Origin of the sequence: Kiloniella laminariae (assembly GCF_027214005.1) — a bacterium.
Lineage (GTDB): Bacteria > Pseudomonadota > Alphaproteobacteria > Kiloniellales > Kiloniellaceae > Kiloniella > Kiloniella laminariae_A.
On sequence record NZ_JAPWGY010000001.1, the window covers coordinates 832,872 to 858,406 of the forward strand.

Genomic DNA, 25,535 nt, shown 5'->3' on the forward strand with positions numbered 1-25,535 from the left:
ATCGCAACTGTTGGCTGGAATTTTATCTGTTCTGGCCCTTCTGTCCCTGTCTTCGCAGGTCCAGGCCAATGTCAATTCTGTAACGGCGTCACCAGCGCGGGTTGCTGTTCCGGCCAAAGGTGCGGCGACTTTTTCTGTGAACTGGGTTGTCAATCGGACAGAGCCGACGATCAGCGGTACTGTGACTGTTTCTTCTGCCAATGCCCAGCTCAGGGTTAACGGGGTAACGATTGCAACGCTGGGCCAAACTCTGTCCAGGCCTTCGACCCTGGCAATCACACAGAGCGCAAGCCTGTCCTTTAATGAGGTTATCACCCTGAACCCGGCACAGGCGCGTCGGGTATCCGACGCCCCGGCTGGCGCAGTGACCATCACCCGGACCTTTACCGATACCCAGACCACAGGGCTTGGTACCCTTCGGGTTTTTGCCGGTCCCGGTATTGGCGGTTCCCTGAACATTCGCCGGATTGATCTGCACTTTGAAAACGACGCCCGGACTGATGTGGTCCGCAAGGATGAAAGCATCCGCGCCATTGCCGAGCTGAACTTTCGCAGCAGCGGTCTGTTGCGGGGGGAGTGGCGGATTATTGATCCAACAGCAAGCCTTGGTTCAGCCCGTGGCCGTGTGTTGCAGGTGGTGCGTCAACAGCTTGCCAGCTCTGGCGAGGGACGGACCCGTATTGTCAGTCCTCCCCTGCCAACCCGGGCAAACGGCCTTTATCTGGTGACCTTCGTCGTGGCCGATACAGACCGGACCATCGAGACACCGATCCTGCGCTATTTTGTGCTGGAAGGGACCGTCGAAGCACCGCAGGAAAATCTCACGATCCTGACGCCGGGTGAGGGAACAGCGGTTAGTACAGCCACAGTCTTTTCCTGGAAACCCCTGTCCGGAGCGACGGCCTATCAGCTGGAAATTTTTGATCCGGGGCAGAGCATCCCGGTTTCAGGCAAGCTGGTGCCGGGAACAGATCTGACACTCAGTCTCTCCACGCTGTCGCTGGAAAACCTTGATCCGGGGAAACGTTATGACTGGCGTGTCAGGGCTTTTGACAGGGAAGGGCGGGTTGTCGGTCTTTCCCCGCGACAAAGCCTGATGATGCCATAGGGACATTCATCCGATGAAAAACACGACGCCCCCCAATGCATCAGAAAAGATATCTGATAACGAAACGGCAGTGTTACTTCTGGAAAAAATCGGCAAGGGCAACGAGCAGGCCTTTGCCGATTTTTACCGTCTGTTTGAAAAACGCCTGTTCAGGTTTATCAAATCAAAATTGAACGATTCCTTTGAAGCCGCCGACATACTTAATGAAACGCTCCTCGAGGTCTGGCGCAAGGCCGATAGCTTCGAGGGGAGATCAAAAGTATCAACCTGGCTATTTGGAATAGCGTATTACAAAACGGTGGACAGAATGCGCAAGCGAACAGACATCCCCATGGACGAAGAGAATTTTCCAGAAACGGCTGATGACAGCCCGGATGCCATGGCTTGTCTGCTTTCTGCGGAACGTGGCGAGCATATCCGCTATTGTCTTGAGAAGCTCAAGTCCGTGCAGAAAGCTGTTATGGAACTGGCCTTTTTTCAGGATCTGCCTTATGGCGAGATCGCCCGCATTGTTGATTGCCCGGAAAACACCGTCAAAACGCGTATGTTCCATGCCAAACAGGCAATGAAGCACTGCCTGTCCAGCAGAATGGGAGCAGACGGATGAGCGACATCAGACAAGACCTGGAGGAACTTCTGCCCTTTTATGTCAATGGCAGTCTGTCACCCGAAGAACAAAAACGGGTTGAGCAGGCCCTGGCAGAAGATCCTTCTATACAGAAAGAAATAGATTTTCTGGAACAGCTGCGTGCCGAGGTCAGGGACCTCGACAGGGGCAACAGCCCCGGCGAGTTCGGCCTGAAACGGCTGCAAAAAGCCTTGAAGGATGAACAGAAGCTGGTTAATTCCGCGCCCCAGACGGGATCAGCTGTTTCAGGGTATACCAGAGGCTGGCGTCTGGCGGCCATCGCGGCCTGTCTGTTGCTCTTGCTGCAAACGGCGGTGACCCTGCCACTATGGCAGAAAAGGGGAGATGACCTGATTGCTGCTGGCGGGGGGACGGGCAGCCAACTCAGCGGGCAGATCATCAGTGTCACCTTTGTCCCGGAAGCCCGTGAGGAAAATATCCGCAATCTGTTGCTGGCGGTTGATGCCTCTATTGTTGAGGGCCCCTCGGCGCTGGGGGTCTACCGTCTGTCGGTTGCCCAGAACAGTGATGCTGTGGTCGAAAAACTTCTGGCGCACAGAAATCTGGTCGAAACAGCCCAGAATGACAGCAGCGGGTATTCAGGCCGGAAAGCGGGGCAGTGATGCTGAAACCAAGCTGTCTTGCCCTGTTATTGCTGATCAACACGGGCCTGAGCACTTTTGCGCTGGCGCAGGCAGACCCTTCAGACCCGTCTGCGGTTCCCGGCACAGCACCTGAACGTCCTGCGCGGGAAGACAGATCCCCCGAAATAACCGGACTGGTCAGTGCCTGTGTCCGGCTGGGTGACATGTTGACCATTGAAGGCAAAAACCTGCTGGAGCTGGGACGCCGGGCGCCTGCGCTGGAACTCAACGGCAAGGTTACCCTGATCGATGTGCTCAATCGCAGCAACGAACGTTTCATCACCCGCCTGCCCGGTGAGGGGCTTCAAGCTGATCAGGCCTATCGTCTGGTGCTGGTGGACAAGAACAATATCCGCCAGTATCAGCGCAGTGACCTGCGGGTGCGGATCTGCCCCCGACCTGCGGCTCTTGCCGAAGGTGTGACGACCGCAACCCCGGAGCGAGACGTGCTGATCCTGATTGCTCCGGATCAGGAAAGCTCTGTTCTTGCCGCGCTGGCTGCCAGATCGGTGCCGTTGCTGGAACGCCACGATCTTGTGGCGATGGACCGTCTGCTGCTGCGGGTGCGTACAGAGGACGCAACGGGGTTGATCCTGGATCTGCGTCAGGTTTTCCCCGAAGCCGAGGTTGATCTCAATGATGATCTTGCAGCTGGTAACGGCCCCCGGGTCTATGCAAAAAAAAAGATCGCCTGGCCCGAAGGAGAAAGCTGTTTTGAGCCGTTGATACAGTCAGGGATCGCGAACAGCTCGGGGCTTGTCGTTGGTTTGCTGGACGGGGCGATTGACAGTTCTCACCCGGCCTTTACCGGGCAGACGCTGATCTCGGCTGACTTTCTGGAAGGCTTGACCGCGGATCGGGAGCATGCCACGGCGATTGCCTCTATTCTCACAGCTGTTGCCCCGGATATGGGGCTGAAGGGTTTGTTGCCGGGCGCGCGCCTCTATAGCGCCGTGGTGGTGCGCCGCAGTGCAGAGGGACGGCAACTTGCCAGTACGGAAGCGACCTTGCGCGGGCTCGACTGGTTGCTGCAACAGAACATCCGGCTGATCAATGTTTCGCTGGCCAGCGACCGGGCAAACCGCCTGCTGATCCGGGGGTTCGAGATCACCCTCTCGCGGGGTGCCCTGGTTTTTGCTGCTGCAGGCAATCAGGGAGCCGGAGCACCACCAGCCTATCCGGCAGCGGTTGAGGGTGTGATCACGGTAACGGCACTGGATGCCGCCAACCGGATTTACCCGGCGGCCAATCAGGGCGGCTATATTGATCTGGCGGCACCGGGCGTTGATATCTGGTCGGCTGCAGCGACCGGAGGAGGGGGTGATGCATCCGTTTCCGGTACTGCCAGTGCTTCTCCGGCTTCCGTGGTTTCTCCGGTTTCTGCCGTTTCTGTTGGCGGGGCCTATCGCAGCGGGACGTCCTATGCCGTACCCTATGTGCTGGCCGCAGCAGCCCTGTTTCAGCTCAGAAATCCGTCGATTTCCAACAAGGTCCTGCTGCTGGCCCTGACCCGGGGCGCCGAAGACCTTGGCGATCCGGGCCGGGATGATGTTTTTGGTGCCGGCCTGCTGCAGAGCGGTTGTTGAGCAGGTTATTCGATCGCGCTAACAAGTAACTGGTCGCTTGCGACTGCATACTGCGGCTGTTCAAAGACCTGATCAAAACCGTCTTGTCCCAGTGAAAAGGCGGTGTAGTTCACCAGACCGGTCACTCCCAGAGACAGGATAAACAAAAATCCCAATGCTTGTGCCATTTGCAGGTTCCTCTGTTTGTTACGCGCGGGCTATAAAAACCTGCAAGCAACGTATCAGAGGGATCTTACAGTAATCTGACAAGTCCGGGTGGTTTTCATGACAGGCCGGAGAAAAGGTAATGGTCCACCAGTTTCCGGTCTTATTGTCTATTCTGCTTGGGTCTGGTTGTAATCCACTGCCCGCCTTCCCATATACATATGATAGAAAATTGATATTCCTGACTTGCCGGTTTTAAAACCGGGTGCAGTCGTTTCAATTTCCCATCAAGAAAAATTAGTCGTTATGGTCCAGCTCCGGGTTACTCGTCTGGTAAAGGCTGCTGCTATCTCTGCAGGCAATCTCCCTCGGCTGTGATCTTTGCTTACATATCTGGGGCAAGCGACCTGTTGTCGGCCTGTTATTGGCTGAAGTTCCTGTAAATCAGTGTTTTCACGCCTCAAGAAGAACCGTGACGCCTCAATTCTGACAAGGCAACACGCGCGAGGCCGTTTTCTGTCACTGCGCGGGTGCTGTCCAGAGCGGCAATGCCTGTTAGACAGATCGGGAACAAACCAGTTCAGGCAAAATTGAAACAGCGATGCGGCGCTTTCTCCGCCAAGGAGTTAGTAATGCCCAGATCCAAACAATCCACCCTGGTTTCCGTGATGCCTCTTGCGTCCCTGCAGAAGAAAATGCGCTCTCTGTTGCTGCTCTTCCTGCTGACCGTCCTGTATTTTATGGTCTTTGGGTCACAGGGTGTCGCGTTATCCCAAACTGTTCTGATCCCGGAAAATGCCCATGCAAAAAGCTATGGTGACGGATGGGAATGCAATACTGCTTTCAAAGCGGACGGAAAGACCTGTGTGGCGGTTGTCGTCCCCGAAAATGCCTTTTCCACCAATCAGAGATACGGGACAGGTTGGGAATGTCTGCATGGCTTTCAGGAAATCGGGGCATCCTGTGTTCCGGTCAGCGTGCCTGTTGGTGGCTATCTTGATCATAGAGGCCAGAGTTGGAAGTGCAGTCGCGGGTATCGTGAAATTGATAAGGGCTGCCAGGAGATTATCTTGCCGGAACATGCATATCTCTCCAACGATTCCTATGGTTCTGGATGGACTTGTGATCGCGGTTACAAAGAAACAGCCGGGAAGTGTGCAGCCATCGTTGTTCCTGAAAATGCTTTTCTGAACTCATCGACATATGGTCTGCCCTGGACCTGCGAGCGGGGTTACGTTGAAATGGGCGGAACCTGCAAAGCGGTGACTATCCCGACCAATGCCTATTTTGATGATGCAACCTATGGGGCGGGCTGGGTGTGTGAACGTGGCTTTGCCGCCGTGGGGGATGCCTGTGTCACAGTAGAGGTGCCACCAAATGCCCATCTGGATCGCAGCGGCAGACGCTGGGATTGTAACCAGCATTTCCGTCAGTCAGACGGGAAATGTGTTCTTAACAACTGATAGACAGATGACCAGTCAATGACGTCACCGCCATGGTGCGGTGCGTCTTACCCGCGGGTGGCAATTCTGTTGCCTGTGGATGACTTTTGAAAGGACCCGACATGGGAAACGAATTGGGAAGCGAATTTGATGGCGACAAACTGGCCGAACCTTCTCTGGGGAAAGCCGTCGGTTCACTTCCAGATTTTGGGTCAGATTCTGTCCCGGATTTTGTCTCGGGTTCCGGGGGAATTTGTGTTGCTGGTGTTGCCAATACCAGTGATGCTGCCCTGCCAGCAATGGGCAGTCTTAAAACACCCACTGCAATTGTTTATTGTGAAAACAATTTCGGGAAAATTGATGGCAAAACCGCGAACGGACTGGTCCGGCATTCGGAAACATTCCGCATTGTTTCGGTTATTGACAGTACCCTGGGCGGGCAGGATTCCGGTCAGTTTCTTGATGGTGTTGCCAACAACATACCGATCTTCAGCAACATGAAAGAAGCTGCAGCCCATGAAGAGGGCATTTCGGATACCTTTATTTATGGCATGGCCCCCTCGACCGGGAAACTGTCCCATGAAGATCGCGGTGTTGTCCTTGATGCGATTGCAAGGGGAATGAATATTGTCAGCGGCCTGCATGAATATCTTGGTGATGACCCGGAAGTTTCGGCTGCGGCAAAGCTTGGCAAAGGGGTCACGATCAAGGATGTGCGCAAGCCACGACCAAGCAAGGACATGCGCCTGTTCGACGGCAGTATCAAAAGGGTCGGTGCCATCCGCATTGCCGTTCTTGGGACGGATTGCGCCATTGGCAAGCGCACCACAGCAACAGTTCTGGCCCGTGCCCTGAATGCACAGGGCATCAAAACTGTTCTGATCGGCACCGGACAGACCGGCCTGATGCAGGGCGCCCGTTACGGGATCGCCATGGATGCCATTCCCCCACAGTTCTGCTGTGGCGAGCTGGAAGGCGCCATTGTCAAGGCTGATCAGGCTGAAAGGCCGGATGTCATCCTTATCGAGGGACAGGGAGCGCTCAGTCATCCGGCCTTTTGCACCTCTGCTTTTATTCTGCGGGGCAGCCAGCCTGACGGGGTGATTCTTCAGCATGCACCAAAACGGGCGCATCGCTGTGATTTCCCAACGATGCCAATGCCTGATCCTGCTGATGAAATCACCCTGATCGAAGCTTTCGCGGATACAAGGGTGATCGGCCTGACCCTCAATCATGAAAACATGTCCGAGACCGAAATCCGGATTGCCATCAAAAAATACGGGAAAGATCTTGGCTTGCCGGTCACCGATGCACTGAGCCGTCCAGTTGCGCATCTGGTGGAGATGGTGGTGGCATCTTTCCCTGCAGTGCGCCGGAGCCCTGTCGTGGCCGCGGAATGAGGACGCCGCGCATCGAAGTTGACCTTGGTAAAATCCTCTATAACACTCGCCAAGTTGTCCAGCAGCTCAAACCATATGGCATAGGTGTTACGGCGGTAACAAAGGCCGTTTGCGGGCACCCGGACATTGCCCGGGCGATGCTTGATGGTGGTGCCGTCGGGCTTGCGGATGCGCGGATTGAAAATCTGGAGCGGTTAAAACACGCTGGCATTTCCTGTCCTCTGACCCTTATCCGCACCCCGATGCCGAGCGAGGTCAGCCGTGTTATTCAAGCCTGTGACACCAGCTATAACACCGAGCTGGACACGATCTATCTGCTTGCGCAGTCCGCCAGACAGGCCGGAAGAGTCCATGATATCGTTTTGATGGTCGAGATGGGGGATCTCAGGGAAGGTATTATGCCCGGGGATCTGCAACAGATTGTCAGAGAGGTGATGACGATCTCCGGGGTTCAGCTGAAAGGTATCGCGGCCAATTTTGCCTGCCTGAACGCAACTGGTCCGGACGCGGCGGCAATGGCGATGTTTTCTGAACTGGCCCGGCATATGGGGCAGGATCTCGCCCAGAATAGAGGCAGGAACAGCTCGGGGACGAGCAAAGATGTTGCTGGTATCTTTCCTGAAATAGTATCGGGGGGCAACTCGACCAGTCTTCCCGGTTTTGTCAGTTTTCCCTGTGAAGCGGCTCAGATCCAGCCGGAAGCCGTGAATGATCTGCGTCTGGGCGAGGCGATCCTGCTGGGGGTTCAGCCCTTGACCGGAGCCGCGATCAAGGGCTTGTTTACGGATGCCTTTACCCTCGTCGCAGAGATTATCGAGCACAAGGTCAAGCCAATTATCTGGACCGGGCCGGTCATGCCCCGGATTACTGCACAGGATCGTCCTGATAACGGGGTGATTCCGGGGGCTGGACAGCGAAGACAATCGATCCTTGCGCTCGGATACCAGGATACGGATATCCGGGGCCTTACACTGCCCTCTGGCAATCGCCTTGTCGGGGCAACCAGTGACCATCTCGTCATGGAAAGCGACAGCAAGACACTGGTGGTCGGGGCTGAAATTCCTCTGCGGCCCAACTACTCTGCCCTGATGAGGGCAATGGCGGCAGGGCAGATCCACAAGGTGACAAAAAACCGGAAGCCGGATGTGGCGAAATTCCACTACTCGTGATGGCCGATAGGCTCATCAAGCAGCAGGAGAGTGTCCTGTTTTAATCAGGCCCGGGTTTTAATCAAGGGAATTCCCTGAACCTCTGTCTATATTCGGTCCGAGGGGTGGTTGATACCGTCATTCAGCGGAACTTCACCGAGATCATAGGGATTGATGCCTTCGAGACAGGCGACGTTGTAGCCGTATTCTTCGGGGTTGGAGCGACGCTGGTGGTGGGTGTAGATGCCGCAGATCCCGCAGAAATAATGCTTCGCGGTCATGCTGTTGAACTGATAGAGGCGCAACTGTTCCGCGCCAGCGACCACTTTGAGGTTTTTCAGGCTGACCGACGCGGCAATAGCCCCGCGCCTGCGACAGATTGAACAGTCACAGCGCCGCGGATCTTCGATGCCGTTGGGCAGGGTCAGATCCAGCTGCACTGCCCCGCAGTGGCAGCTGGCCCGATGGACGGGGTTGACATGAACGGGCTTGAGGGGGCTGGTACGGGGCAGTTTTTCATTCCGAGACATGAACAGCTTTCCTGCTTGATGAGTTATCGAAATCTTCTCTCAGAAAATACCGATAGAAACGGGGCTTGAAAAGCAGTCAGCCTGTTCATCCGGATAATCCGGGCCAAAGGCTTCAGGCTTTTTCCCGCAGTTTTATGTTCCCGCGCATATGGGGATGGAAAAGGCAATAATACTCCCCGGCCATTTCTTCCGTCACGGTCAGAGTGCTGCTTTGGCCCATCGACAGCTCGCCCGTATCCCAGCGCTCATCCATGGCTGTTGCGGTATGGGGGCTGATGTCGTGATTGATCCAGCGGATTTTATCACCCGGTGAAACTTCCAGACTATCGGGGACAAAGATCAGGTTGCGGATTTCGACAGAGTGCACCCGGTCATTATATTTCTGGCTTTCACGGCTGTCATGGCTGTGATCGTTCCCGCTTGCCTTTGCCAGACGGGAAAGCCCGGTCAGTGCAACGAGAAATCCCGTTGCACTGACCAACGTCATGCCAGCTGTTAAAAAAGACCTTCGTGCAGTCATTGCCTGTCGGGCAGGTTTTTTCATGACCGGGCTCATTTCAGTTTCTGAACCATCATCTCGGCGTGGTGCTCATGGCCCTTGAATATTTCAAGGCCTTGTTTGAACAGGGCTTTTACTTCTTCATTTTCGATGTTTGGAATAAAGCTGTGTTCCACCAGTTCATTGACGGCCTTGTGATAGGCCAGCTCATTGGCGGCGTAGGCGCGATCAAACTCTGCACCGCGCAGGGCGGCAAGATCTGTGATGATCTTTTTTGAATTGCTGTTCAGTGTTTTACTCAGGAAATTATCCTGTGCTGTTGCACCGAGTTTTTCCAAAAGCTCAAGAGCTGCCTTGTTCACCGCTTCATGATCCCGGATCATGGTCTGGGCAAAGTTGCGGACTTCTGGATTATCGGACAGGGCCATCGCCAGATGGGCATATTTGATATCAATGTTATCTGCACTATAGGCAACATGTGCGATTTCCAGGTCGTTAAGTTCTGCAGGGTTGTCGGCCAGAACAGGTGCCGAGAAAGCTGCCCCCAGAGACAGGGTGCCGATGGTCAGGATAACAGATGCCAGTTTTTTCATTTTTTTCTCCATTTGGTTTTCTGCCGATTTTCTGGCGGGTTTTCTACCCGGGTTCAGAAAAACTTTGCAGAGGTTCAACGAAAACAGAAAAGACCGAATAAGCCGGACTGTGAATGCTCTGGAGTTCGCATTATATGTCAGATCGTTCAAACCGCTGGACGAAGCCTGGGCTCAATTCCATAATCAGGTCAGCTGACATTCCCTCAAGGCCTGTTGGCAGCAGAAAAAGCCGCCCCAGAGCCGACCCGGAACCCCTGCAGGTAAAGGCACCGAAGGAACGGAAGGACCAGATCATGCTGGATTTACTCAGTGACATTCTCACCCGCCTTTCCGTGAAGGGGACCCTGTACTTCCGCACCTCTTTCACGTCGACCTGGGGGCTTGAAGTCCCGTCTTTTGAAAATGCTGCCCGCTTTCACTTTGCCCACAGGGGAAGCTGTAAAGTGATGATCAACAAAACCGGGGAAAGTCTGGTTTTGGCACAGGGAGATCTGGTGATCATCCCGCATGGCGCCAGCCATAGCCTGTTCTGTGAAAACACCTCGCCGCATGAAATTCTGCCTCTGGACCGGGTTCTGGAAGAGTCCGGCTATAAAGGCGATGGCGTTCTGGTTTATGGCGGCGGGGATGTGGAAAAGGAAACCCAGCTTATCTGCGGGCATTTTTCCTTTGCCAAAGATGCCAGGCATATGATTTTTGACCAGCTTCCTGATTATATCCACATTCAAAACTACGGCGAGACCGCGGGAAAGTGGATGGAGGCTACCCTGCGCATGATCGGTGACGAAGCGGGTGGTGCCAGGTTCGGAGGGGATCTTATCGCACTCAAAATGTCCGAGGTTATTTTTGCACAGGCCATCCGCAGCTTTATTGATCGTCAGGGAGCCGAGATCACGGGGTTGGCTGCCTTTGCCGATCCGCATATTGCGCGGGCTTTGAATGCTTTTCACAAAGCCCCGGCAAAAAGCTGGTCCGTGGAAAGTCTGGCGCGGGAAGCCGGGTTATCACGCACCAGCTTTGCCCAGCATTTTGCCCGAAAGATGGGGGTGACACCCATTCAGTACCTGACATCCTGGCGCATGCAGATTGCCCGTCAGGGGCTGGTAGAGCAGAAGATGAATGTTGCCGAAGTTGCCGCCCTGATCGGCTATGCTTCTGAATCCGCTTTTTCCCGGGTCTTTAAAAAAGAAGTCGGCATGTCACCCGCCGGATACAGATCCGCACAGTAGTTTGTACGATCTCGCATATTTTACGTACTATCTGAACTTCATCGTACGAAATTGTTCCTTACATTGATCATATGAGTTTTGAACAGATTTTCCTCGCCTAAGGAAATATCCCGGAAAACCCGATTTAAATGTAAAGGACCTTCTACAATGATACCGCGCTTTGTTACCAAAACAGTTCATGCCTATCTCGACTATCCAGTTGCGATCAGCCTTATTGCCCTTCCCTTTGTGCTTGAGCTGGGGGGCAGCCATCCCGCAGCGCTCTGGCTTTCTGTCGTGACAGGGGTTGCCGCCTTTATCCTCACCATTTTGACCGATCATCACCTCGGCCTTATCCGGGTGCTGTCGTACCGTTTTCATCTTGTTGTTGATTTTGCCGTTGGCGCACTTTTTACCCTGATCCCCTTTGTTCTGGGCTTTCATGGAATTGATGCCATCTATTACTGGGTAAATGGTCTGGCTGTTCTCACCGTCGTCAGCCTCCATAAGCCGGAAGGCAACATGCAGCTCGCCTAGGGGAAGCTTTCCTGTAGGGTTCATGGAAAGAATTTTGCGGGCGGATTGCTTTGATCCGCCCTTTTCTTTTTTGCGGTGCTAGCGGGGAGGTGATCGCCAGTCCCAGAGGGCAGCAAGACAGAGCAATAGAAACCCGCTCATTTCGATCAGGATGCTGTATTCAAGATACATGGTATAGGTCAGACCCAGGGCTCCGGCTCCGCCGAGCAGGCTTGGCCAGGGATTTTGATGACGCAGTATCCCCCAGACCAATCCGGCGACTGCAAACCAGGCGGTGATGACTATGCCCCCTGCCCAGAGCGTGTCATTGATCGCCAGGGCAACACCAAGCTGGCCGAGCAGGCTGATAACCCCCAGGGTTCCATAACAGAGAAGGAAGGAGAAGGTGGTTGATATCGCCGCGAGCCAGCCGATCTTTGGTTTTTTGCTCTGGGGCGCCCGGTATGCAGGGGACAGTTCTGATCTTTCAGGTCTTCCCGGCATCCCGGCTCCTCTCGGGTTTTGTTGTGTTGACGTAGACTATCTTATCCCGGTGAAGTTGATAGCAGGTAAATAATGTCTCCGGGAGAAACAGTTTTTGTGGCGGTTTTAAAGCCAGCTGCACAGACCTATTGGACAGACCCATTGCGCAGACTCATTGCACAGGCCCATTACCGTGCGGTCTGGAATGAAATCTTCAGCCTTGCATGGCGTATTTCGAACTTCGAGCCCTTTGAACAGCCACGCAAGATACTGCGGGTATCTCGAGTAACGGTGCTGCTCGGTTGTCGGGGAAACCCTACGGGCTCCCAGATGGCAAGGACGGGAAAAGAGGACGGCCTGTCGGTTTTATACCCCAACAGTTCCAGAGATAGCGGTAGCATAATTGCAATTGATTATGCCCTCGGCAATGATCATTCACGTTTGTCTCTTGATTTACGAAAAGGAAGCCAGATGTTGAAAAGCCAGCAGGAAAAATATGAGGCCTTCAAGGCATTGCACGAAAAACCGGGTGCTTTTTTGATGCCCAATCCCTGGAATGCCGGGACGGCGCGGATGTTGAGCGGGCTGGGGTTTGAGGCCCTGGCGACGACTTCGGCGGGACTGGCTTTCTCACTGGGTTATTGTGATGCAACGGCGGGGCTGAGCCGGGAAATCACCCTTGAAAATGCGCGGGAGATTGTCGCGGCAACAGAACTGCCGGTTTCTGCCGATCTGGAAGACGGGTTTGGGGCTGATCCGGAAAGCTGCGCCGAAACTATCCGGCAGGCTGCGGCGGTCGGGCTGGTTGGCGGTTCGATCGAGGATGCCACGGGGGATGCCGCCGATCCGATTTTCGATTTTGACCTGGCGGTAGAGCGGGTTCGGGCTGCCTGTGAGGCCAGCCGGGGTCTGCCCTTTTTGCTGACGGCGCGTTCCGAGAACTTTCTGCACGGACGTCCGGATCTGGACGACACCATCCGTCGTTTGCAGGCTTTTGAACAGGCCGGGGCCGATGTGCTCTATGCGCCGGGTCTGCCTGATCTTGAGGCCATCCGCAAAGTCTGTGCGGCGGTGTCAAAGCCGGTCAATGTGGTCCTGGGCAGAGGCGGATTGACCTACAGCCTTGAGGATCTTGCCGCCGCCGGGGTCAAACGTGTTTCCACCGGAGGTTCTTTCGCCCGGGCAGCCTTGGGCGGGATGATGCGTGCCGCTTTGGAAATCCGGGATCAGGGAAGCTTCTCCTATGCAGACGAAGCATTGTCCCATCAGGAAGTCAGCAGCTATATGGTCACGGCAAAACGTTAAACCGGGTATTGGACGGAATGCTGTCTGTTTCCTGGTAATCTCAAAGGCTTTGGCTTTTCTAATCAAACACCTGTTTCAGATGTTCAGGGTTTTGAAGGCTCTTAATCCGAATAAGGTTTGCATAGGTTGCTGACCAGAGAATGACGATAAAAGGCTCAATAAGTCCGAGGATCACCTGTGCACTGAATTTTCGGTAGTCAATCCAGTGATCGGAAATTAACAATCCACCCTGGTTAATCAAGGGCACGAAGTTGATGATAAAAACGGCGAAAAAAATCTGGAGGATGCCATTGAAGAGGAAAAGCCAGAAAAGGGCCAGTCTATGGCCTCTGCACAGATCCAGGCAACGTCTGAGCGTTTTGGCGATGCCTTGTTGCTCGATAACAGCTACTGGGACCAAAACAAAGAAAATCAGGGTTAGAATATAGCCGGGAATTCTGTTGAAAAGAAAGGACAGTTGGAAGAAGACGTTGCCAATATTGGCGTTTTCAACCAGATAAATGTTGCTGCCCAGCTTAATCAGGGGCAGGAAGGCAACAATCGTCAAGACATAAAGCAGGAGAGCAAGGTTGAGCCGTGCTGTTTTGGGGGCGGGATTTTGCTGTGGGGGGGAATGGTGACATCTCCGGGTGATCAGGAGGTAAAAGCCATAGGTCAGGAGGCTTTTCATGACCATGAGCAGCAACATTCTGATCGGAAAAGGTATATAGATTTCAAAAGTAAAAGGGGTTGCCTCAAGCACAACCTCGAACAGATAATTGCCCTCTCTAAGCATTAGTCCAAGCAGAGAGAAGTAGGCAAGATTCCGGCCCCAGAGGCGAAAGCTCTGTCCCAGCGTGTCAAACACGCGCAGCTTTTGTGGTGAGGGGGAGGTGATGGCCGTCATTGTTTATCCCTGTTTCTGTCCCGGGGAAGTGAATATCGACTGGATAGCATCAGAACAGCTTCAACAGGGCTGCAAGGATCTGTTCCAGCTGGGTCAACAGGGTGACGGCAGCGGCAGGAGAGGTCAGTACATTCGTTGCAATGCCTGCGGAAATGGCGGTGACCAGCCCGGCGACGATCCCGGCGGTTTTTATCAGCCCCCGTCGCAGCAGGCTGTGCCGATGTGACTTGTCTTTTTCTGTATCGCCCTGTTGCGCCAGTCCGCTGGTGATGAGCTTCACAGGGCTTTCGAGCAGTTGAAGGGTCGTTTCATCCAGCACGTCTTTCGCGGCACCAGAAGCAAGACTGTTATTAAGCTGGCGAGCTGTGTTGAGCAATTCCTCCTGTGCCGGTGGGCTTTGTTCCAGATGAGCAAGGTCGGGCTGAGGGGCCGGGCGGGGTGCATCCGCTTGATCCAACGGGATCTGTTTCGGGCGGATCAGGGGTTCCATCTCATGATGACGCGATATCAATCTGCGGCACTGCGACTGTAATCTGTCGGGCCAGTCTGTCTGCGCATCGTGGCGGTCCATACAGTCGATGATGGCGTCTATTCCGTCATCCAGTGCATACCATGTTGGATTGTCGAGACACAGGGCGCTGTGATAACGGGTGAGCTGTTCGGCGAACTCCCGGGGAACATTGAACTTTCGGGCGTGGAGATCTGCAAGCAGCTGTTTGATGGCATAATCCTGCCCGGCGATACGCTGTTTCAGGTCTTCTGGGTGCCGGACTGGCGGGGCGGCATGGGGCGGGCTGTCCAGTGTGGTCAGCTTGCCGTTTCGGGCTTCAAAGGCGAGGCTGCTGGCCTCGAGCAATCTTGTGCTCAATGCGGGGCCTTTGGGGGGATCAAGCTTGTCATGCAACGCCTGTAACAGCTTGCGCATGCCGGGGTGATTAGGCGAAAAGCCGTCCCAGTCTGTCAGGCTGGCATAGAGGGTTTCGGAAAAGCCATAGGGCAGGGGCGCCGTGTCCAGCCGGGCATGGACCAGCTTGTTCTGGCTCTGGGCGCGGCTGGCTTCTTCAATAACCGCAGGGGATTGAACACTTTCACCTGTCCAGAACGTCAGAACACAGGCGGCAGTTTCCAGCTTTTGTGCAATGGTCTCCCGCCATTTTCCCCCTGTTGGAATATCCTGATCCCACCAGCTGGCAATACCCCGGGCTTCAAGGAAGACTTTCAGGCCTGTGATCTTCACGCGATCGCGAGAGCTGTAGGAAAGGAAGACAAAGGGAGTATCAGGGGAAGGTTGTATTGCTGGGCTGTACTCTTCAACGGCAGTCTCTTCCTCTGTATCATCTCCGTCCCACTGGGGCCAATGCGATGGATGTTTCAGTTCTGGGGGAAGTTTGGTGCCAGTATCACCATTCATCTCATTGATTTGTTCTTTGGAAAGACCTGTTGAAGTGGAGAAATCGTTAAAGTTTATTGTGAAAGGTAATTCATTCCGGCTCTGTTTCCCTTTTCTTGTATAAACCTTGGCATTTTTAAAAGAAGAAGATCTTAGGTTTGCATCGCTAAAATCCGAGCTACTTAAACTAGATGAGGAAAAATCGGCGTTGTCGAGGGCGGCATCAGAGAAGTTAACACTATCAAGGAAAGCATGCATAAATTGTGCATTTAGAAGATTTGCGTTATTGAAGTCCACATGCCTAAGTCTTGTATTTACAAAAATAGCTGCCTCTAAATCTGCTCTATCAAATTGTGCCATTGTAATTTTTGAATCAAGAAAAATGGCACCTCTCAGATCTGCGCGATTGAATGATGCAAAATGTACCTTTGAGTTGCTTAATTGGGCCTTTGTTAGGCTCCCTCTATCAATATTTGCAGCATTTAAATTTGCATGAGATAAGTTTATTATGTCCAGTTCGAAGCGCCCAAACTCATTGATTTGTCCTGCATCTTCAAAAGCGGCACGGATATCCATGCCCTCAAAATTAGGGATAAAATCATCCACTTCGCGTCTGGCGTTCCAGGCTTCGACGCCTTCGAGCAGCCATTTAAGATGTTGGGGGTTGCCCATGCAGAAAATCCTCAAGCTATAGCTGTAAAACTCTAGAAATATTTGGGGGGAATGACAAGGCGGGAAGCGGGGCTCTGCCTTTTTTGAGTGCGGCAAAAAAAACAGCTTTTATCGGTGAGAACTGTTTTCGTTCAAATAACAAAAACACCGATTTATTTTACTTAACGGCTTGCGGCCCCGTGTCGCAATGATTGGGGCTCGATGAGCTGGTCGTAATGTTTTGGCCCTAATGCTTTGATCTTACTGTTTTGACCTTAATGTTTTTCTGGCGGGTTGAATGTCTTGACGTAATCGTTATAGAGCTTGCCCGGTTCGGGGCGGAAGGTTTCGCCTGTTGTCGTCAGGCTCTGGATACGGTCGACGCGGAAATTGCGGAAATCGTTGGCTTTTTCGCACCAGCTGGTCAGGAGCCAGGCCCGGTCAAACACGGTCAGGGCGAGGGGGCGGACGGTGCGCTGGCTCGGCTGGTCCTTGAGGTCGAGGTAGCTGATCATCAGCTTGTCATGCTGGCGCAGGGCGGTGCGCAGGGGGGTGAGAAAGGTCAGGTTGTCCTCGTCTGCCTTGCCAAGGGCGGAATAGGCATAGAGCGGCAGGTCGCGGTGCTTGTCGCGGATATGGTCGGGCAGGACCGCGATCATTTTGGCCCGCGCCCGCTCGGCAGCGTCACCCAGATGTTGATCGCCGCGGGCTGCGGCCAGTTCTGTGCCGATGATCAGCGCGTCAAGCTCATCCGGATCAAAATGCAGCGGCGGCAGGAAATAGCCTTTTTCGATCTGATAACCGATGCCTGCTTCCCCCCGGACCGGGGCGCCCATTTCCTGGAGCGTGGCCATGTCGCGATAGATGGTGCGCAAGGAAACACCCATATCCCGGGCGAGGGTTTCGGCCGAAATCGGGTGCCGCCTGGCCCGCAGGCGATCAAGAATAGAAAAAAGTCTGAGCAGGCGCATGGGGATACAGCCGGGTCCGGTTCTGAAAAAGACTGGTCGAATATAACAAAACAACCCTGACATATACTGTCAGGGGTATCCAGTAGATATAGGACAGCACCCGGTGAGTGAAACGTGCCCGTTTCCATAAAACCGGTTGAAGCAACGGCGTGGTTAATCCGTAACGCCTACAGAGCTGTCGCATGATTTGAGGGAGAAAGAACAGATGTTAGTCGATACTGCAGGAAAACAAGATACCGACCTTGCTGAAAGCAACAAGGGTTCCGGCACGACCGGCGGTTTTACAGCCATGGGCTTTGCCCGTTATGAAAAGCAGGCAGAAGTGACGGGAGAAGAGCTGATCGAGGCCTGTCTGACCTGGCGGCGGGAATTTCTCTATCAGCAGCCCGGCATTGCCCGGCACTGGTTTTTGGGGAATCTCAAGGGGCATTTTGCCGATGCTGTTCTGGCTGACACCCCTGAAGCTTTACAGCAGATGGGGGAGAAGTATGTCGAGTACGAAAGCTCGCATGCCTTTATGGCGCTGCTCAAACCAGAGACCGTGCGCATGAGCCCGAACAGGTTGTTGAGCCCGGTGATGCAGATGCCTGAAAATTTCTCCTGCATCGAGTTCGGCAGCTTTCGTCCCAGGCCGGGAGAGAGCTTGTCACCGGAAGCTTTACAGGATGTCTCGACCCGGATTGAGCAGCTCTATCTGGCAAGACAACCGGAATTGCGGGCCCATTTAATGGGACAGGTCGATGAAAATACCTGGTCGGAAATTTCTTTTGTCCAGAACCTGGGAGCTGCGCGGCGGATTTGTAACGGCTATATCGGCGACCCGACCTGTCAGGAGCTGCTGGCCCTGTTTGACCCGGCCAGTGTTGATCTGGATTTCTGGTTCCTTCTTGCTTAGGAGGAAGCTGGTTTATTGAAAGAGCCCCGGTTGCCTTCAGGTTACCGGGGCTCTCTTCTGGCAGCCTTGCGCGCTCTCTTGCCTGGCTGATTAACCTGTTCCTGTCTGGATGTTCCGTACAGGCTGGCTACTATCGGGCGTTGTTTTTGTTGTTGTCTCCTTCTATGGTGGTGGTCGGGGTGCTGCTTTATTGAGGGCCTGCTTCTGATGTCTGGCTCCAGATTTCCGGCCCCAGATTTCCGGCCCCAGATTTCCGGGACTGGTCTGATCGTCAAGCCCGGGCAGGCCTGTGACAAAGCCTTCAGAGCATCCCGTTATAAATAATGATAAAGCAATTCGATTCAGGGAGAGCGCAGATGTTTGAAGGTTTGAAAAACTGGGCAGCCAAGATCGGGCACGAGCTTGCCCCGGAAGTGGTCAGCAAACTGGCGATTAACTCTTTTGCAAAGGCGAGCTCGTCCCGACCGCGCCCCTATAGCCTCTGGTCTGATAAAAAAGGCAAGATCTGTGACTATGTGTCCTGGGCATCGCTGACGGATCGCAATTTTTCCGGTCGTCATCTGCGTGCCGCGCCGGAAAGTTATAATCAGCTGTTGCCACCGGACAGCCCCTATAAATCATTGACGGACCATGGACAGATTACCGGACTGTTCAAACGGACAACACAAATTCCCTGTCCGCGTTCCAGCCTGCTGTTTCCCTTTTTTGCCCAGTGGTTTACCGACAGCTTTCTTCGGGTTGATGGCAATGATCGGCGGAAGAATACCTCTAATCACGAAATCGATCTTTGCCAGATATATGGGCTGACAGAAGCCACCGCCCGGATTTTGCGGACAAAAACAACAGGCAAGCTGAGAAGCCAGTTCATCCAGGGGGAGGAATACCCGGACAATCTCTATGATGATGCCGGGGGTCTGAAGCCCGAGTACAAGGGCCTGCCCTATGTCAAAAACGGCAAGGTTGACGAGATCCGCAACAGGTTCGGGGATGGGGAGGTCCGCAAGAAAAACTATTTTGCCACAGGGCTGGAGCGGGGAAACTCCACGGTTGGCTATACCGCGATCAGTACGCTGTTTTTACGTGAACATAACCGGCTATGTGATGAGTTGGCGTTGCGCAATCCAGACTGGGATGATGAACGCCTGTTCCAGACAGCGCGAAATATCAATATCGTTCTGCTGCTCAAGATCGTTATCGAGGATTATATTAACCATATATCACCTGTTAAACCCCCCATTTTTATGGTTGATAACTCCTTTCCGGAAGAGGAGCAATGGTATCGAACCAACTGGATCGCGCTGGAGTTCGACCTGTTATATCGCTGGCACGGCCTGATCCCCGATAAAATGACCTTTGGTGCACAGGATTATCAACCAAAGGAGTTTATGCTGAATAACTCGGTGTTGATCAGCCATGGTCTGGGCGGGATTATTGACGGTGGATCACGCCAAAGAGCGGGTCGGATCAGCCTGCACAACACACCGGGATTTCTGCTGGGCGCGGAATATGCGGCGATCAAGATGGGTCGGGATTACCGCCTGCGCAGTTACAATGAATATCGAACCCGGTTTGGGTTGGAAGAGTTTGATGACTTTGACGACCTCACCTCGAACGAAGACCTCGAGGCCGAACTGAAAGATCTGTACAGGGATGTGGACAATCTGGAATTTTTTGTCGGGCTGTTTGCTGAAGACCCTGATCAGGACGCCCTGTTCGGTGAACTGATGACCACGATGGTTGCTTCCGATGCCTTCACACAGGCGCTTACCAATCCTCTGCTTGCCAGGGAGGTTTTTGATGCCGGAACCTTCACGAAGTACGGTATGAAGACCATTCGGAACACCAACAGTCTTTTTGACCTTGTTCAGCGGAACGTCAATGATCCCGCACAGTTCAAGGTCTCGTTTGCGTTTTAACCGGGGCCTGATTACCCGGGATCTGGGTAACAGGGGGCGGGCGAAGGAGAGAGGTTTGATAGGCTATAGCCAAGACCCGGATATCTGGTCTTGGCTATAGCCGTAACGGACAGCGCCGGCTCAGGCCGCCCGGACTGTCTCGAGGAAAATACTGAGCTGGGTTTTCAGCTTGTCGGAATTTTCAGTCAGGGCATTGGCAGCCGTCAGCACCTGGGTACTGGCAATGCCTGTTTCACTCGCGGCCTTGTTGACGCCGACGATGTTCGAGGAAACCTCTGTTGTGCCCGTGGCGGCTTCCTGGATATTACGGGCGATTTCCTTGGTGGCGGCGCCCTGCTGTTCAACAGCTGAGGCGATAGAAGAAGAAATCTCGTTGATGGTCTGAATAACATCGTCAATGGTCTTGATTGCTTCCTCGGCTTCCTTGGTTGCTGTCTGCACATCGGCAACCTGACGACCGATTTCTTCGGTGGCTTTCCCGGTCTGGCTTGCCAGATTTTTCACTTCGCTGGCAACCACGGCAAAGCCTTTTCCGGCATCTCCGGCGCGGGCGGCCTCGATTGTCGCATTCAGAGCCAGCAGATTTGTCTGTTCGGAAATATCGCTGATCAGTTGAACCACTTCACCGATTTTTGTTGAGGAGGAGACCAGCCCCTGAACCTGTTTATTGGTACGGGAAACTTCGGTGACTGCCTGTTCACAGACTTCGGTTGAGCGGCTCATCTGGCGGCTGATTTCGGTAATGGAGCTGGAAAGTTCTTCAGAGGCAGATGCTACCGTCTGGACACTGACCGAGGCTTCTTCGGCAGCGGCGGATACGTTTGTCGCCTGGGCAGTTGTTTCTTCCGATATTGCCGCAACATTTTCTGCTGTTGCACGCATCTGGGTTGCTGAGTCCGAAACGGAGCCGACGATAGAGCCGACATTGACTTCAAAATCATCGGCCATCTGGTTCATCAGACGCTTTTTCTCAGCCACTGCTCTTTCCTTGGCCTGGCTGGCTTCGAGCTCCATATCCCGGTTGCGGATCATGTTCTCTTTGAAAATCAGTGTCATTTTGGCAATGTCCCCGACTTCGTCTGCCCGCTGGGTGCCAAAAACATCGATTGTCAGGTTGCCTTCAGAAAGTTCTTTCAGGCAGGTGACGATCTGTTTGATCGGGCGTACGGTGCCAATGGTGGATATATACCAGGCGAGACCAAAACCGATGGTGATACCGCTTGCTGCAACCACCAGCATGGCGGTGATCAGGGTATTGGCAACTTCTGTTGCTTTATCGGACATCTGTGTGCCCTTGTTATCGGTATAGTCGACAAATTCTTTGACCGCTGACCTTAGATCCGAGGCAATGACTTTACTGGAATTTACTGATTCGAGAAGTTCCCGCTGGTTATTCGAAAGCCCCGTCGAACTGCTGTATTGATTGGCCAGGTCCAGGGTTTCAGAGAGTTCTTTTTGATAAAGCGGCAGGATGCCCGCTATTTTATCAAGCATCTTTTTCTGGTTTGGTCCTGCACTTGCCTGCAGTTTGGCGAAGCGCTCGCTGATTTCTTCAAAAGTTGAGTCGATCACGGGGGTGACTGTACTGGCATCAGCGGGTGTCAGAGCCAGAAGATATTCCGCCCGGTTGAGAATCAGAATACGTTGGCTGATGCCTGCTGCATACCGCATTTCCGCGGCTGTCAGATTGATATCATCGGTGGTGTTGCTCAGGCGGTTTAAACCGGTCAGCCCGGTTATGGTGACAGCAAGGGCAACCAAAGTGAGGAGGCCGACGATGGCGTATATTTTGATGGATAGTTTGAAATTACCTATATTCATAGCCCTCTCCATTCAAAAGGTAAGGAGGAATAGCCTGTTTTAATGCTGCGTGTCCCACAATGGAGAGCTATCAATGGTTACAGAACATCTGACTTCAGGGCGTTATATATAAGGGCGTATTGCCGTTACCCCTGTTGAAAGCCGATCAAAGTCAGCAGGGAGAAGCCCTGGTCGGTTTCCTGTTACCGATAGCAAGCTGCAGCAAATTTATCTTTGCTCCCTGGTCGCAGTTTTTTTAATACGCATGTTAGCAGCAAAAAAAAACAGTAACCATCACCTTGGGGTGTGGTTTAGTTTATTATATCAACCCATGATAACAGCGTTGCAGGGTGAATTATAGGGGAGAAGCAGGTTTTTTTGGGCAATGACCGGATTATCCGGCAAGAGGGTTGAGCGGGCCAGAGCCTATGCCTGTATGATACAGATCTTGTGATCAGCGATAGAATTCTGGGTAATTGCCCTGAAGAAGTAACCTGAACAAACAGCCTGAGTAAGCGTTCTCGGCACCCGCACCGTCATTCTGACTGTCCCGCGCAAGAACCAGGGGGGAAGCAAAAATCCTGGTCCGCAATTTGGCGCAGGATTTCGCTTTCCAGACTTGTCTATTTTGTCTTGATTTTACGCAAGATGGCCATGGCTTCTGCCGGACTGTATGTCTTGTCTTTTTCTTTTGTACAGGCAAAACCTGTGACGATATCGGTGGCGGAGCTGGCCTGTTTTCCGGAAACCAGATCGCGGTAAAACCAGAGACAGCTGCTTTTTGCTTCCGGGAAAAGGAAGCTGTAGCACTTGTAGCCGTCACACGCGATTTCCTGCATGCTTTCTTCTTTTATATTTTCAAAATCAGGCCAGATATAGACATCTTTCTTGCTGATATTTGGCGCTTGTCTCCAGACCTGAAAACTTTTTATCGGTTTATAATACAGGCGCCCAAAACTTGCACCTTCATCCCAGAACCAGGTGCCAATGAAATTATAGGTTTTCCTGTCTGCTGAAGTCTGGCGCTCACAAGCAAGCTGAGTGATTTCCTGTGGGGTCGTTGCGCCGAAACCCATGGGGCAATCTTTGGCAGTCAGCTCTTTTGCGGTTGCGGTTTGAATGACAGGGCCGAATTGGAGGGCAGCCCCAAGAAGAGTTGCTGCCAAGAGCAGGGGGAATTTATGGTTCACGATATAAAACGTCCCAAAGGCATAAGTTGTTTATTTGAATTTTGTACAGCTTCTAGATGAAGGGGGTGTCTTTTGCAACCATAAAGCCCCGGTTTGTGCTGTGGGAATAGGGGAGGGCTGATCACAAACAAGCCAAAAAACGTGTCGAAATGGGGTGCTGCTCAACAGGGGTATTATAAATGCGTTAAATCAGGATCGGGTTCTGGGGTACAGCCATGGGGCGGGTGCTTTTTCTTGAATTCGCCTCTGGGTAGAGGTATCTTGGATGCCGTTATTTTTTATTGGTTCAGTATTGGAAGAGGAAAAATTCAAAAAACAAGGAGTAGACAATGTTAAAATATCTATTGTTGTTCCTGTTATCCCTGGTGTTTATGACCGGATTGTCCGGCAGTACAATTGAGCGGGCCACGGCCCATGGCCTGCATGATATAGACCTTGCGATCACCGACAGCGCCCTGAGCAAACGCCCCGCCATCCTGATTGCCTGGCGCAATACCCAGAAAATTTTTGAAGCAGAAGTCCTGGTCCGTAATTTTGGCCAGGATGAAGGCCATGGCGAGGTCAAGCTGGAGATTATCGACGAGCTGGGCAATGTTCTGATGAGCCGGCCGGAAAGTGGGCCGGGTATTCCGGTGGTGGTTCCCGGTCGTGACGAGGGCGGGATTGATGGTGCCGTTGTCCAGATCCTGGGGTCAAAAGCCGCCAACCAGTTGATTGACCGCCTTGACCGTCAGGCCGTGCATTATTCGATCCGTGCCACGGTTGATACCCTTGAGGGGGATGCCAACGATCTGAACAATGTCAATTCCAAGACCTATAACACGGAAACGCGGGTCTTCCCCCAGAGCACAAATTTTTTCACCTACAGATTTGGCAATCCTGGGATCGTTCCCAAGAAAATCAGGCTGGATCTGGCGCATAACGACTTGCCCGAAGGCTGGTCTCTGGTTTCAGTGCCTGCGGCAGGAAGTGAAATAGAAATCCCGCCGGGGGGATCTGTTCAGGGCTATGCCACCTTGAGCGCTGGAGAAGCCGTGCCGGATGGCTCGTACAGTGATATTACCTTCTCTGCCATCGATCTGGCGAGCTGGACGGTTTACGACAGGCGTGAGTGGTATGCGGTTTCCGATAACCAGCCGCCCACGATTTCCGAAGATACCGTTGTAGAAGTCACCGATGGGGAGGTTTATGTCGAACTGGTGGCGACAGACGAACATTCGGGCATCAAGGAAGCCAGCGGCGTCAAGGTCGAGTTTTCAGTGGATGGCGGCATTACCTTTTCTAACAAGGTCATGGCCTATCTGGACGGCAACTTTGTCGAACCGACCTTGTTTCAAGCCTATCTTGGTCCCTTTGCCGCCAATACAGAGCTGGATATCTGGATCAGTGCCAGTGATTCCGCCGGGAATGTAACGCGCAAACAGCTGGAAACCATCCTCATTCCGCCGCAGTCCCAGGGATGAAATCATGGGGTTCCGGAACCACGGCTCTGGCAGGTGGTCCTGTGTTGCTCTTGTTTTCTTGCTCGGGGGTCTGACAAGCGACAAGGCAGAAGCGGCGAGTGCAGATGCGGCCTGTCTGGTCGGGTTGCCACCGCGACCAGCTGTTGCAGAAGAAGAACTGCTGGAGGAAAAAGATAGGGCCGAGCTGGTCAGGCTTGGTCAGATCCTCTTTGAAGAAAAGGGGCTTTCCAAAGACGGTTCCACCAGTTGCCAGAGCTGTCATTTGCCAGAGCTGGCTTTTGCCGAACCCCGGGCGGTTTCTGTCGGTGTGGAGCAACGCAGGGGCCGACGCAATGCACCGTCTGTTTTGAATTCTGTCTACCTGAAACAGCTGCTTTGGGACGGGGCAGCAGAGAACCTCGGGGATCAGATTGTCAAGGCCCTGACCCATGAGGACGAGATGGGGAGCGGGCTGGAACATCTTGAAGATTATCTTGCTGAACATCCGGCCCTGGCCAAGGGGTTAAAGCATCATTTTCTTCAGGAAAATGCAATGGAACAGGTCGCCAGCGCCATCGGGATTTTCCTGCAACAGTTACGGGTCGGTGGTAGTGCAGTGGATCGTTATCTCTATGGCAACGATCCCACAGCCCTGTCAGTACAGGCGCAGGAAGGGTTCGAGATCTTTGTTGGCAAGGGTCACTGTTCGATCTGTCACACGATCCACCATCCCCGCACCCATCCCTTTGGCGGGGTGTCCAGCCTCTATTCCGATCAGCGGTTTCACAATATCGGGGTTGGGACCAAAGAAGGTTTTAGGGACACTGGCCGGCAGGAGGTGACAGGGCGGGAAAGTGATCTGGGCAAGTTCAAGACCCCGATGCTTCGAAATGTGGCCATGACAGCCCCTTATATGCACGATGGCAGCCTCAAGGATCTGATGGCTGTGGTCGAATTTTACGACCAGGGCGGCGTGAAAAATCCGAACCTGGATCCGGCGATCCGGCCCCTGCGTCTGACAGAAGAGGAAAAACAGAGCCTGGTGGCCTTTCTCGAGGCCCTGACCAGTCCCTGTGCTGATGGAACCGGCTTTCCTCACTTGACCCAAGAAAGCAGGGATCAGTTCTGAAATATTTTAACCCAGTATGTTCATTCTCTAG

24 protein-coding genes and 1 pseudogene are annotated in these 25,535 nt (G+C 53.4%); 14 read left to right on the forward strand and 11 right to left on the reverse strand.

Translation table 11 applies throughout. The features are described 5' to 3' along the window. Positions 1–10: 10 nt before the first annotated feature. From O4H49_RS03880 to O4H49_RS03895, 4 genes are read left to right on the forward strand one after another with little or no spacing between them, the layout of a single operon-like run. The gene (locus O4H49_RS03880; protein WP_269422104.1) at positions 11–1,108 is read left to right on the forward strand and encodes a hypothetical protein; all 1,098 of its coding nucleotides are present in this window, start codon (positions 11–13) and stop codon (positions 1,106–1,108) included. Positions 1,109–1,121: 13 nt separating this feature from the next. Beyond that, positions 1,122–1,715, forward strand: a complete 594-nt coding sequence (locus O4H49_RS03885) for an RNA polymerase sigma factor (RefSeq protein WP_269422105.1) — start codon at positions 1,122–1,124, stop codon at positions 1,713–1,715. After that, complete coding sequence (locus O4H49_RS03890) at positions 1,712–2,359, forward strand: anti-sigma factor family protein (RefSeq protein WP_269422106.1); 648 nt, start codon at positions 1,712–1,714, stop codon at positions 2,357–2,359. Before O4H49_RS03885 ends, O4H49_RS03890 begins: the two co-directional genes overlap by 4 nt. After that, a complete protein-coding gene (locus O4H49_RS03895) occupies positions 2,359–3,966 on the forward strand; it encodes a S8 family serine peptidase (protein ID WP_269422277.1) in 1,608 nt (535 codons plus the stop codon). The genes O4H49_RS03890 and O4H49_RS03895 overlap by 1 nt, the downstream gene beginning before the upstream one ends. 5 nt (positions 3,967–3,971) lie before the next feature. On the opposite strand, the gene O4H49_RS03900 is transcribed toward O4H49_RS03895, so the two are convergent. Next, on the reverse strand, positions 3,972–4,133 hold the full coding sequence (locus tag O4H49_RS03900; RefSeq protein WP_269422107.1) for a hypothetical protein: 162 nt from the start codon (positions 4,131–4,133) through the stop codon (positions 3,972–3,974). Positions 4,134–4,742: 609 nt separating this feature from the next. On the opposite strand from O4H49_RS03900, the gene O4H49_RS03905 reads away from it, so the two are divergent. The 3 genes from O4H49_RS03905 to O4H49_RS03915 all read left to right on the forward strand — a co-directional run bounded on the left by O4H49_RS03905 (position 4,743) and on the right by O4H49_RS03915 (position 8,121). Next, entirely contained in the window at positions 4,743–5,573 is an 831-nt protein-coding gene (locus O4H49_RS03905) for a hypothetical protein (protein ID WP_269422108.1), read from the forward strand. A gap of 101 nt (positions 5,574–5,674) precedes the next feature. Further along, positions 5,675–6,952 carry a DUF1611 domain-containing protein gene (locus tag O4H49_RS03910; RefSeq protein ID WP_269422109.1) on the forward strand — a complete coding sequence of 426 codons (1,278 nt, stop codon included), beginning with the start codon at positions 5,675–5,677 and terminating at the stop codon, positions 6,950–6,952. Beyond that, the gene (locus tag O4H49_RS03915) at positions 6,949–8,121 is read left to right on the forward strand and encodes an alanine racemase (protein WP_269422110.1); all 1,173 of its coding nucleotides are present in this window, start codon (positions 6,949–6,951) and stop codon (positions 8,119–8,121) included. Before O4H49_RS03910 ends, O4H49_RS03915 begins: the two co-directional genes overlap by 4 nt. 86 nt (positions 8,122–8,207) lie before the next feature. Here O4H49_RS03915 and O4H49_RS03920 read toward each other — a convergent pair whose 3' ends face one another. The 3 genes from O4H49_RS03920 to O4H49_RS03930 form a co-directional block, all read right to left on the reverse strand. Beyond that, entirely contained in the window at positions 8,208–8,630 is a 423-nt protein-coding gene (locus O4H49_RS03920) for a GFA family protein (protein WP_269422111.1), read from the reverse strand. Positions 8,631–8,742: 112 nt separating this feature from the next. Beyond that, positions 8,743–9,174 carry a cupredoxin domain-containing protein gene (locus O4H49_RS03925; RefSeq protein WP_269422112.1) on the reverse strand — a complete coding sequence of 144 codons (432 nt, stop codon included), beginning with the start codon at positions 9,172–9,174 and terminating at the stop codon, positions 8,743–8,745. A gap of 8 nt (positions 9,175–9,182) precedes the next feature. Beyond that, positions 9,183–9,722, reverse strand: a complete 540-nt coding sequence (locus O4H49_RS03930) for a DUF4142 domain-containing protein (RefSeq protein ID WP_269422113.1) — start codon at positions 9,720–9,722, stop codon at positions 9,183–9,185. Positions 9,723–10,015: 293 nt separating this feature from the next. Between O4H49_RS03930 and O4H49_RS03935 the strand changes: the two genes are divergently transcribed. Then, a complete protein-coding gene (locus O4H49_RS03935; protein WP_269422114.1) occupies positions 10,016–10,951 on the forward strand; it encodes an AraC family transcriptional regulator in 936 nt (311 codons plus the stop codon). 147 nt (positions 10,952–11,098) lie between these two features. After that, the gene (locus O4H49_RS03940) at positions 11,099–11,467 is read left to right on the forward strand and encodes an SPW repeat domain-containing protein (RefSeq protein ID WP_269422115.1); all 369 of its coding nucleotides are present in this window, start codon (positions 11,099–11,101) and stop codon (positions 11,465–11,467) included. Positions 11,468–11,545: 78 nt separating this feature from the next. On the opposite strand, the gene O4H49_RS03945 is transcribed toward O4H49_RS03940, so the two are convergent. Then, entirely contained in the window at positions 11,546–11,950 is a 405-nt protein-coding gene (locus O4H49_RS03945) for a MerC family mercury resistance protein (RefSeq protein ID WP_269422116.1), read from the reverse strand. A gap of 141 nt (positions 11,951–12,091) precedes the next feature. Between O4H49_RS03945 and O4H49_RS03950 the strand changes: the two genes are divergently transcribed. Beyond that, positions 12,092–13,234 carry an isocitrate lyase/phosphoenolpyruvate mutase family protein gene (locus O4H49_RS03950; RefSeq protein ID WP_331283734.1) on the forward strand — a complete coding sequence of 381 codons (1,143 nt, stop codon included), beginning with the start codon at positions 12,092–12,094 and terminating at the stop codon, positions 13,232–13,234. A gap of 58 nt (positions 13,235–13,292) precedes the next feature. Here O4H49_RS03950 and O4H49_RS03955 read toward each other — a convergent pair whose 3' ends face one another. From O4H49_RS03955 to O4H49_RS03965, 4 genes and pseudogenes are all read right to left on the reverse strand, one after another. Next, positions 13,293–14,120 carry a hypothetical protein gene (locus tag O4H49_RS03955; protein ID WP_269422117.1) on the reverse strand — a complete coding sequence of 276 codons (828 nt, stop codon included), beginning with the start codon at positions 14,118–14,120 and terminating at the stop codon, positions 13,293–13,295. Between the two features lie 49 nt (positions 14,121–14,169). Continuing rightward, positions 14,170–15,531 (reverse strand): toll/interleukin-1 receptor domain-containing protein, encoded by a 1,362-nt coding sequence (locus tag O4H49_RS03960; RefSeq protein WP_269422118.1) that lies wholly within the window; start codon positions 15,529–15,531, stop codon positions 14,170–14,172. 123 nt (positions 15,532–15,654) lie between these two features. Continuing rightward, positions 15,655–16,182: pseudogene (locus tag O4H49_RS20630) on the reverse strand (pentapeptide repeat-containing protein); the annotation flags it as partial. A gap of 254 nt (positions 16,183–16,436) precedes the next feature. Further along, positions 16,437–17,132: a helix-turn-helix transcriptional regulator gene (locus O4H49_RS03965; RefSeq protein ID WP_269422119.1), complete on the reverse strand. Its 696-nt coding sequence runs from the start codon at positions 17,130–17,132 to the stop codon at positions 16,437–16,439. A gap of 205 nt (positions 17,133–17,337) precedes the next feature. Here O4H49_RS03965 and O4H49_RS03970 point away from each other — a divergent pair, with 205 nt between their 5' ends. Together O4H49_RS03970 and O4H49_RS03975 are read left to right on the forward strand one after the other, a co-directional pair. Further along, positions 17,338–18,027, forward strand: coding sequence for a hypothetical protein (locus O4H49_RS03970; RefSeq protein WP_269422120.1), 690 nt, complete (start codon positions 17,338–17,340; stop codon positions 18,025–18,027). A gap of 356 nt (positions 18,028–18,383) precedes the next feature. Further along, the gene (locus O4H49_RS03975) at positions 18,384–19,943 is read left to right on the forward strand and encodes a peroxidase family protein (protein WP_269422121.1); all 1,560 of its coding nucleotides are present in this window, start codon (positions 18,384–18,386) and stop codon (positions 19,941–19,943) included. A 120-nt stretch (positions 19,944–20,063) separates the two neighbouring features. Here the strand turns inward: O4H49_RS03975 and O4H49_RS03980 are convergent, their stop codons facing one another. Both O4H49_RS03980 and O4H49_RS03985 read right to left on the reverse strand, forming a co-directional pair. Beyond that, complete coding sequence (locus O4H49_RS03980) at positions 20,064–21,764, reverse strand: methyl-accepting chemotaxis protein (RefSeq protein WP_269422122.1); 1,701 nt, start codon at positions 21,762–21,764, stop codon at positions 20,064–20,066. A 602-nt stretch (positions 21,765–22,366) separates the two neighbouring features. Continuing rightward, a complete protein-coding gene (locus O4H49_RS03985; RefSeq protein ID WP_269422123.1) occupies positions 22,367–22,933 on the reverse strand; it encodes a hypothetical protein in 567 nt (188 codons plus the stop codon). Positions 22,934–23,262: 329 nt separating this feature from the next. Between O4H49_RS03985 and O4H49_RS03990 the strand changes: the two genes are divergently transcribed. Together O4H49_RS03990 and O4H49_RS03995 are read left to right on the forward strand one after the other, a co-directional pair. After that, positions 23,263–24,396, forward strand: a complete 1,134-nt coding sequence (locus tag O4H49_RS03990) for a hypothetical protein (RefSeq protein ID WP_269422124.1) — start codon at positions 23,263–23,265, stop codon at positions 24,394–24,396. 4 nt (positions 24,397–24,400) lie between these two features. Then, positions 24,401–25,504, forward strand: a complete 1,104-nt coding sequence (locus O4H49_RS03995; protein WP_269422125.1) for a cytochrome-c peroxidase — start codon at positions 24,401–24,403, stop codon at positions 25,502–25,504. The last annotated feature ends 31 nt before the right edge of the window (positions 25,505–25,535 follow it).

Coding starts and splice junctions, on each gene's coding strand:
- O4H49_RS03980 (WP_269422122.1), bottom strand. CDS start 21,764: ATGAATATAGGTAATTTCAAACTATCCATCAAAATATACGCCATCGTC.
- O4H49_RS03975 (WP_269422121.1), top strand. CDS start 18,384: ATGTTTGAAGGTTTGAAAAACTGGGCAGCCAAGATCGGGCACGAGCTT.
- O4H49_RS03920 (WP_269422111.1), bottom strand. CDS start 8,630: ATGTCTCGGAATGAAAAACTGCCCCGTACCAGCCCCCTCAAGCCCGTT.
- O4H49_RS03900 (WP_269422107.1), bottom strand. CDS start 4,133: ATGGCACAAGCATTGGGATTTTTGTTTATCCTGTCTCTGGGAGTGACC.
- O4H49_RS03915 (WP_269422110.1), top strand. CDS start 6,949: ATGAGGACGCCGCGCATCGAAGTTGACCTTGGTAAAATCCTCTATAAC.
- O4H49_RS03925 (WP_269422112.1), bottom strand. CDS start 9,174: ATGAAAAAACCTGCCCGACAGGCAATGACTGCACGAAGGTCTTTTTTA.
- O4H49_RS03965 (WP_269422119.1), bottom strand. CDS start 17,132: ATGCGCCTGCTCAGACTTTTTTCTATTCTTGATCGCCTGCGGGCCAGG.
- O4H49_RS03945 (WP_269422116.1), bottom strand. CDS start 11,950: ATGCCGGGAAGACCTGAAAGATCAGAACTGTCCCCTGCATACCGGGCG.
- O4H49_RS03970 (WP_269422120.1), top strand. CDS start 17,338: ATGTTAGTCGATACTGCAGGAAAACAAGATACCGACCTTGCTGAAAGC.
- O4H49_RS03995 (WP_269422125.1), top strand. CDS start 24,401: ATGGGGTTCCGGAACCACGGCTCTGGCAGGTGGTCCTGTGTTGCTCTT.
- O4H49_RS03990 (WP_269422124.1), top strand. CDS start 23,263: ATGTTAAAATATCTATTGTTGTTCCTGTTATCCCTGGTGTTTATGACC.
- O4H49_RS03955 (WP_269422117.1), bottom strand. CDS start 14,120: ATGACGGCCATCACCTCCCCCTCACCACAAAAGCTGCGCGTGTTTGAC.
- O4H49_RS03930 (WP_269422113.1), bottom strand. CDS start 9,722: ATGAAAAAACTGGCATCTGTTATCCTGACCATCGGCACCCTGTCTCTG.
- O4H49_RS03940 (WP_269422115.1), top strand. CDS start 11,099: ATGATACCGCGCTTTGTTACCAAAACAGTTCATGCCTATCTCGACTAT.
- O4H49_RS03890 (WP_269422106.1), top strand. CDS start 1,712: ATGAGCGACATCAGACAAGACCTGGAGGAACTTCTGCCCTTTTATGTC.
- O4H49_RS03960 (WP_269422118.1), bottom strand. CDS start 15,531: ATGAATGGTGATACTGGCACCAAACTTCCCCCAGAACTGAAACATCCA.
- O4H49_RS03910 (WP_269422109.1), top strand. CDS start 5,675: ATGGGAAACGAATTGGGAAGCGAATTTGATGGCGACAAACTGGCCGAA.
- O4H49_RS03895 (WP_269422277.1), top strand. CDS start 2,359: ATGCTGAAACCAAGCTGTCTTGCCCTGTTATTGCTGATCAACACGGGC.
- O4H49_RS03905 (WP_269422108.1), top strand. CDS start 4,743: ATGCCCAGATCCAAACAATCCACCCTGGTTTCCGTGATGCCTCTTGCG.
- O4H49_RS03885 (WP_269422105.1), top strand. CDS start 1,122: ATGAAAAACACGACGCCCCCCAATGCATCAGAAAAGATATCTGATAAC.
- O4H49_RS03935 (WP_269422114.1), top strand. CDS start 10,016: ATGCTGGATTTACTCAGTGACATTCTCACCCGCCTTTCCGTGAAGGGG.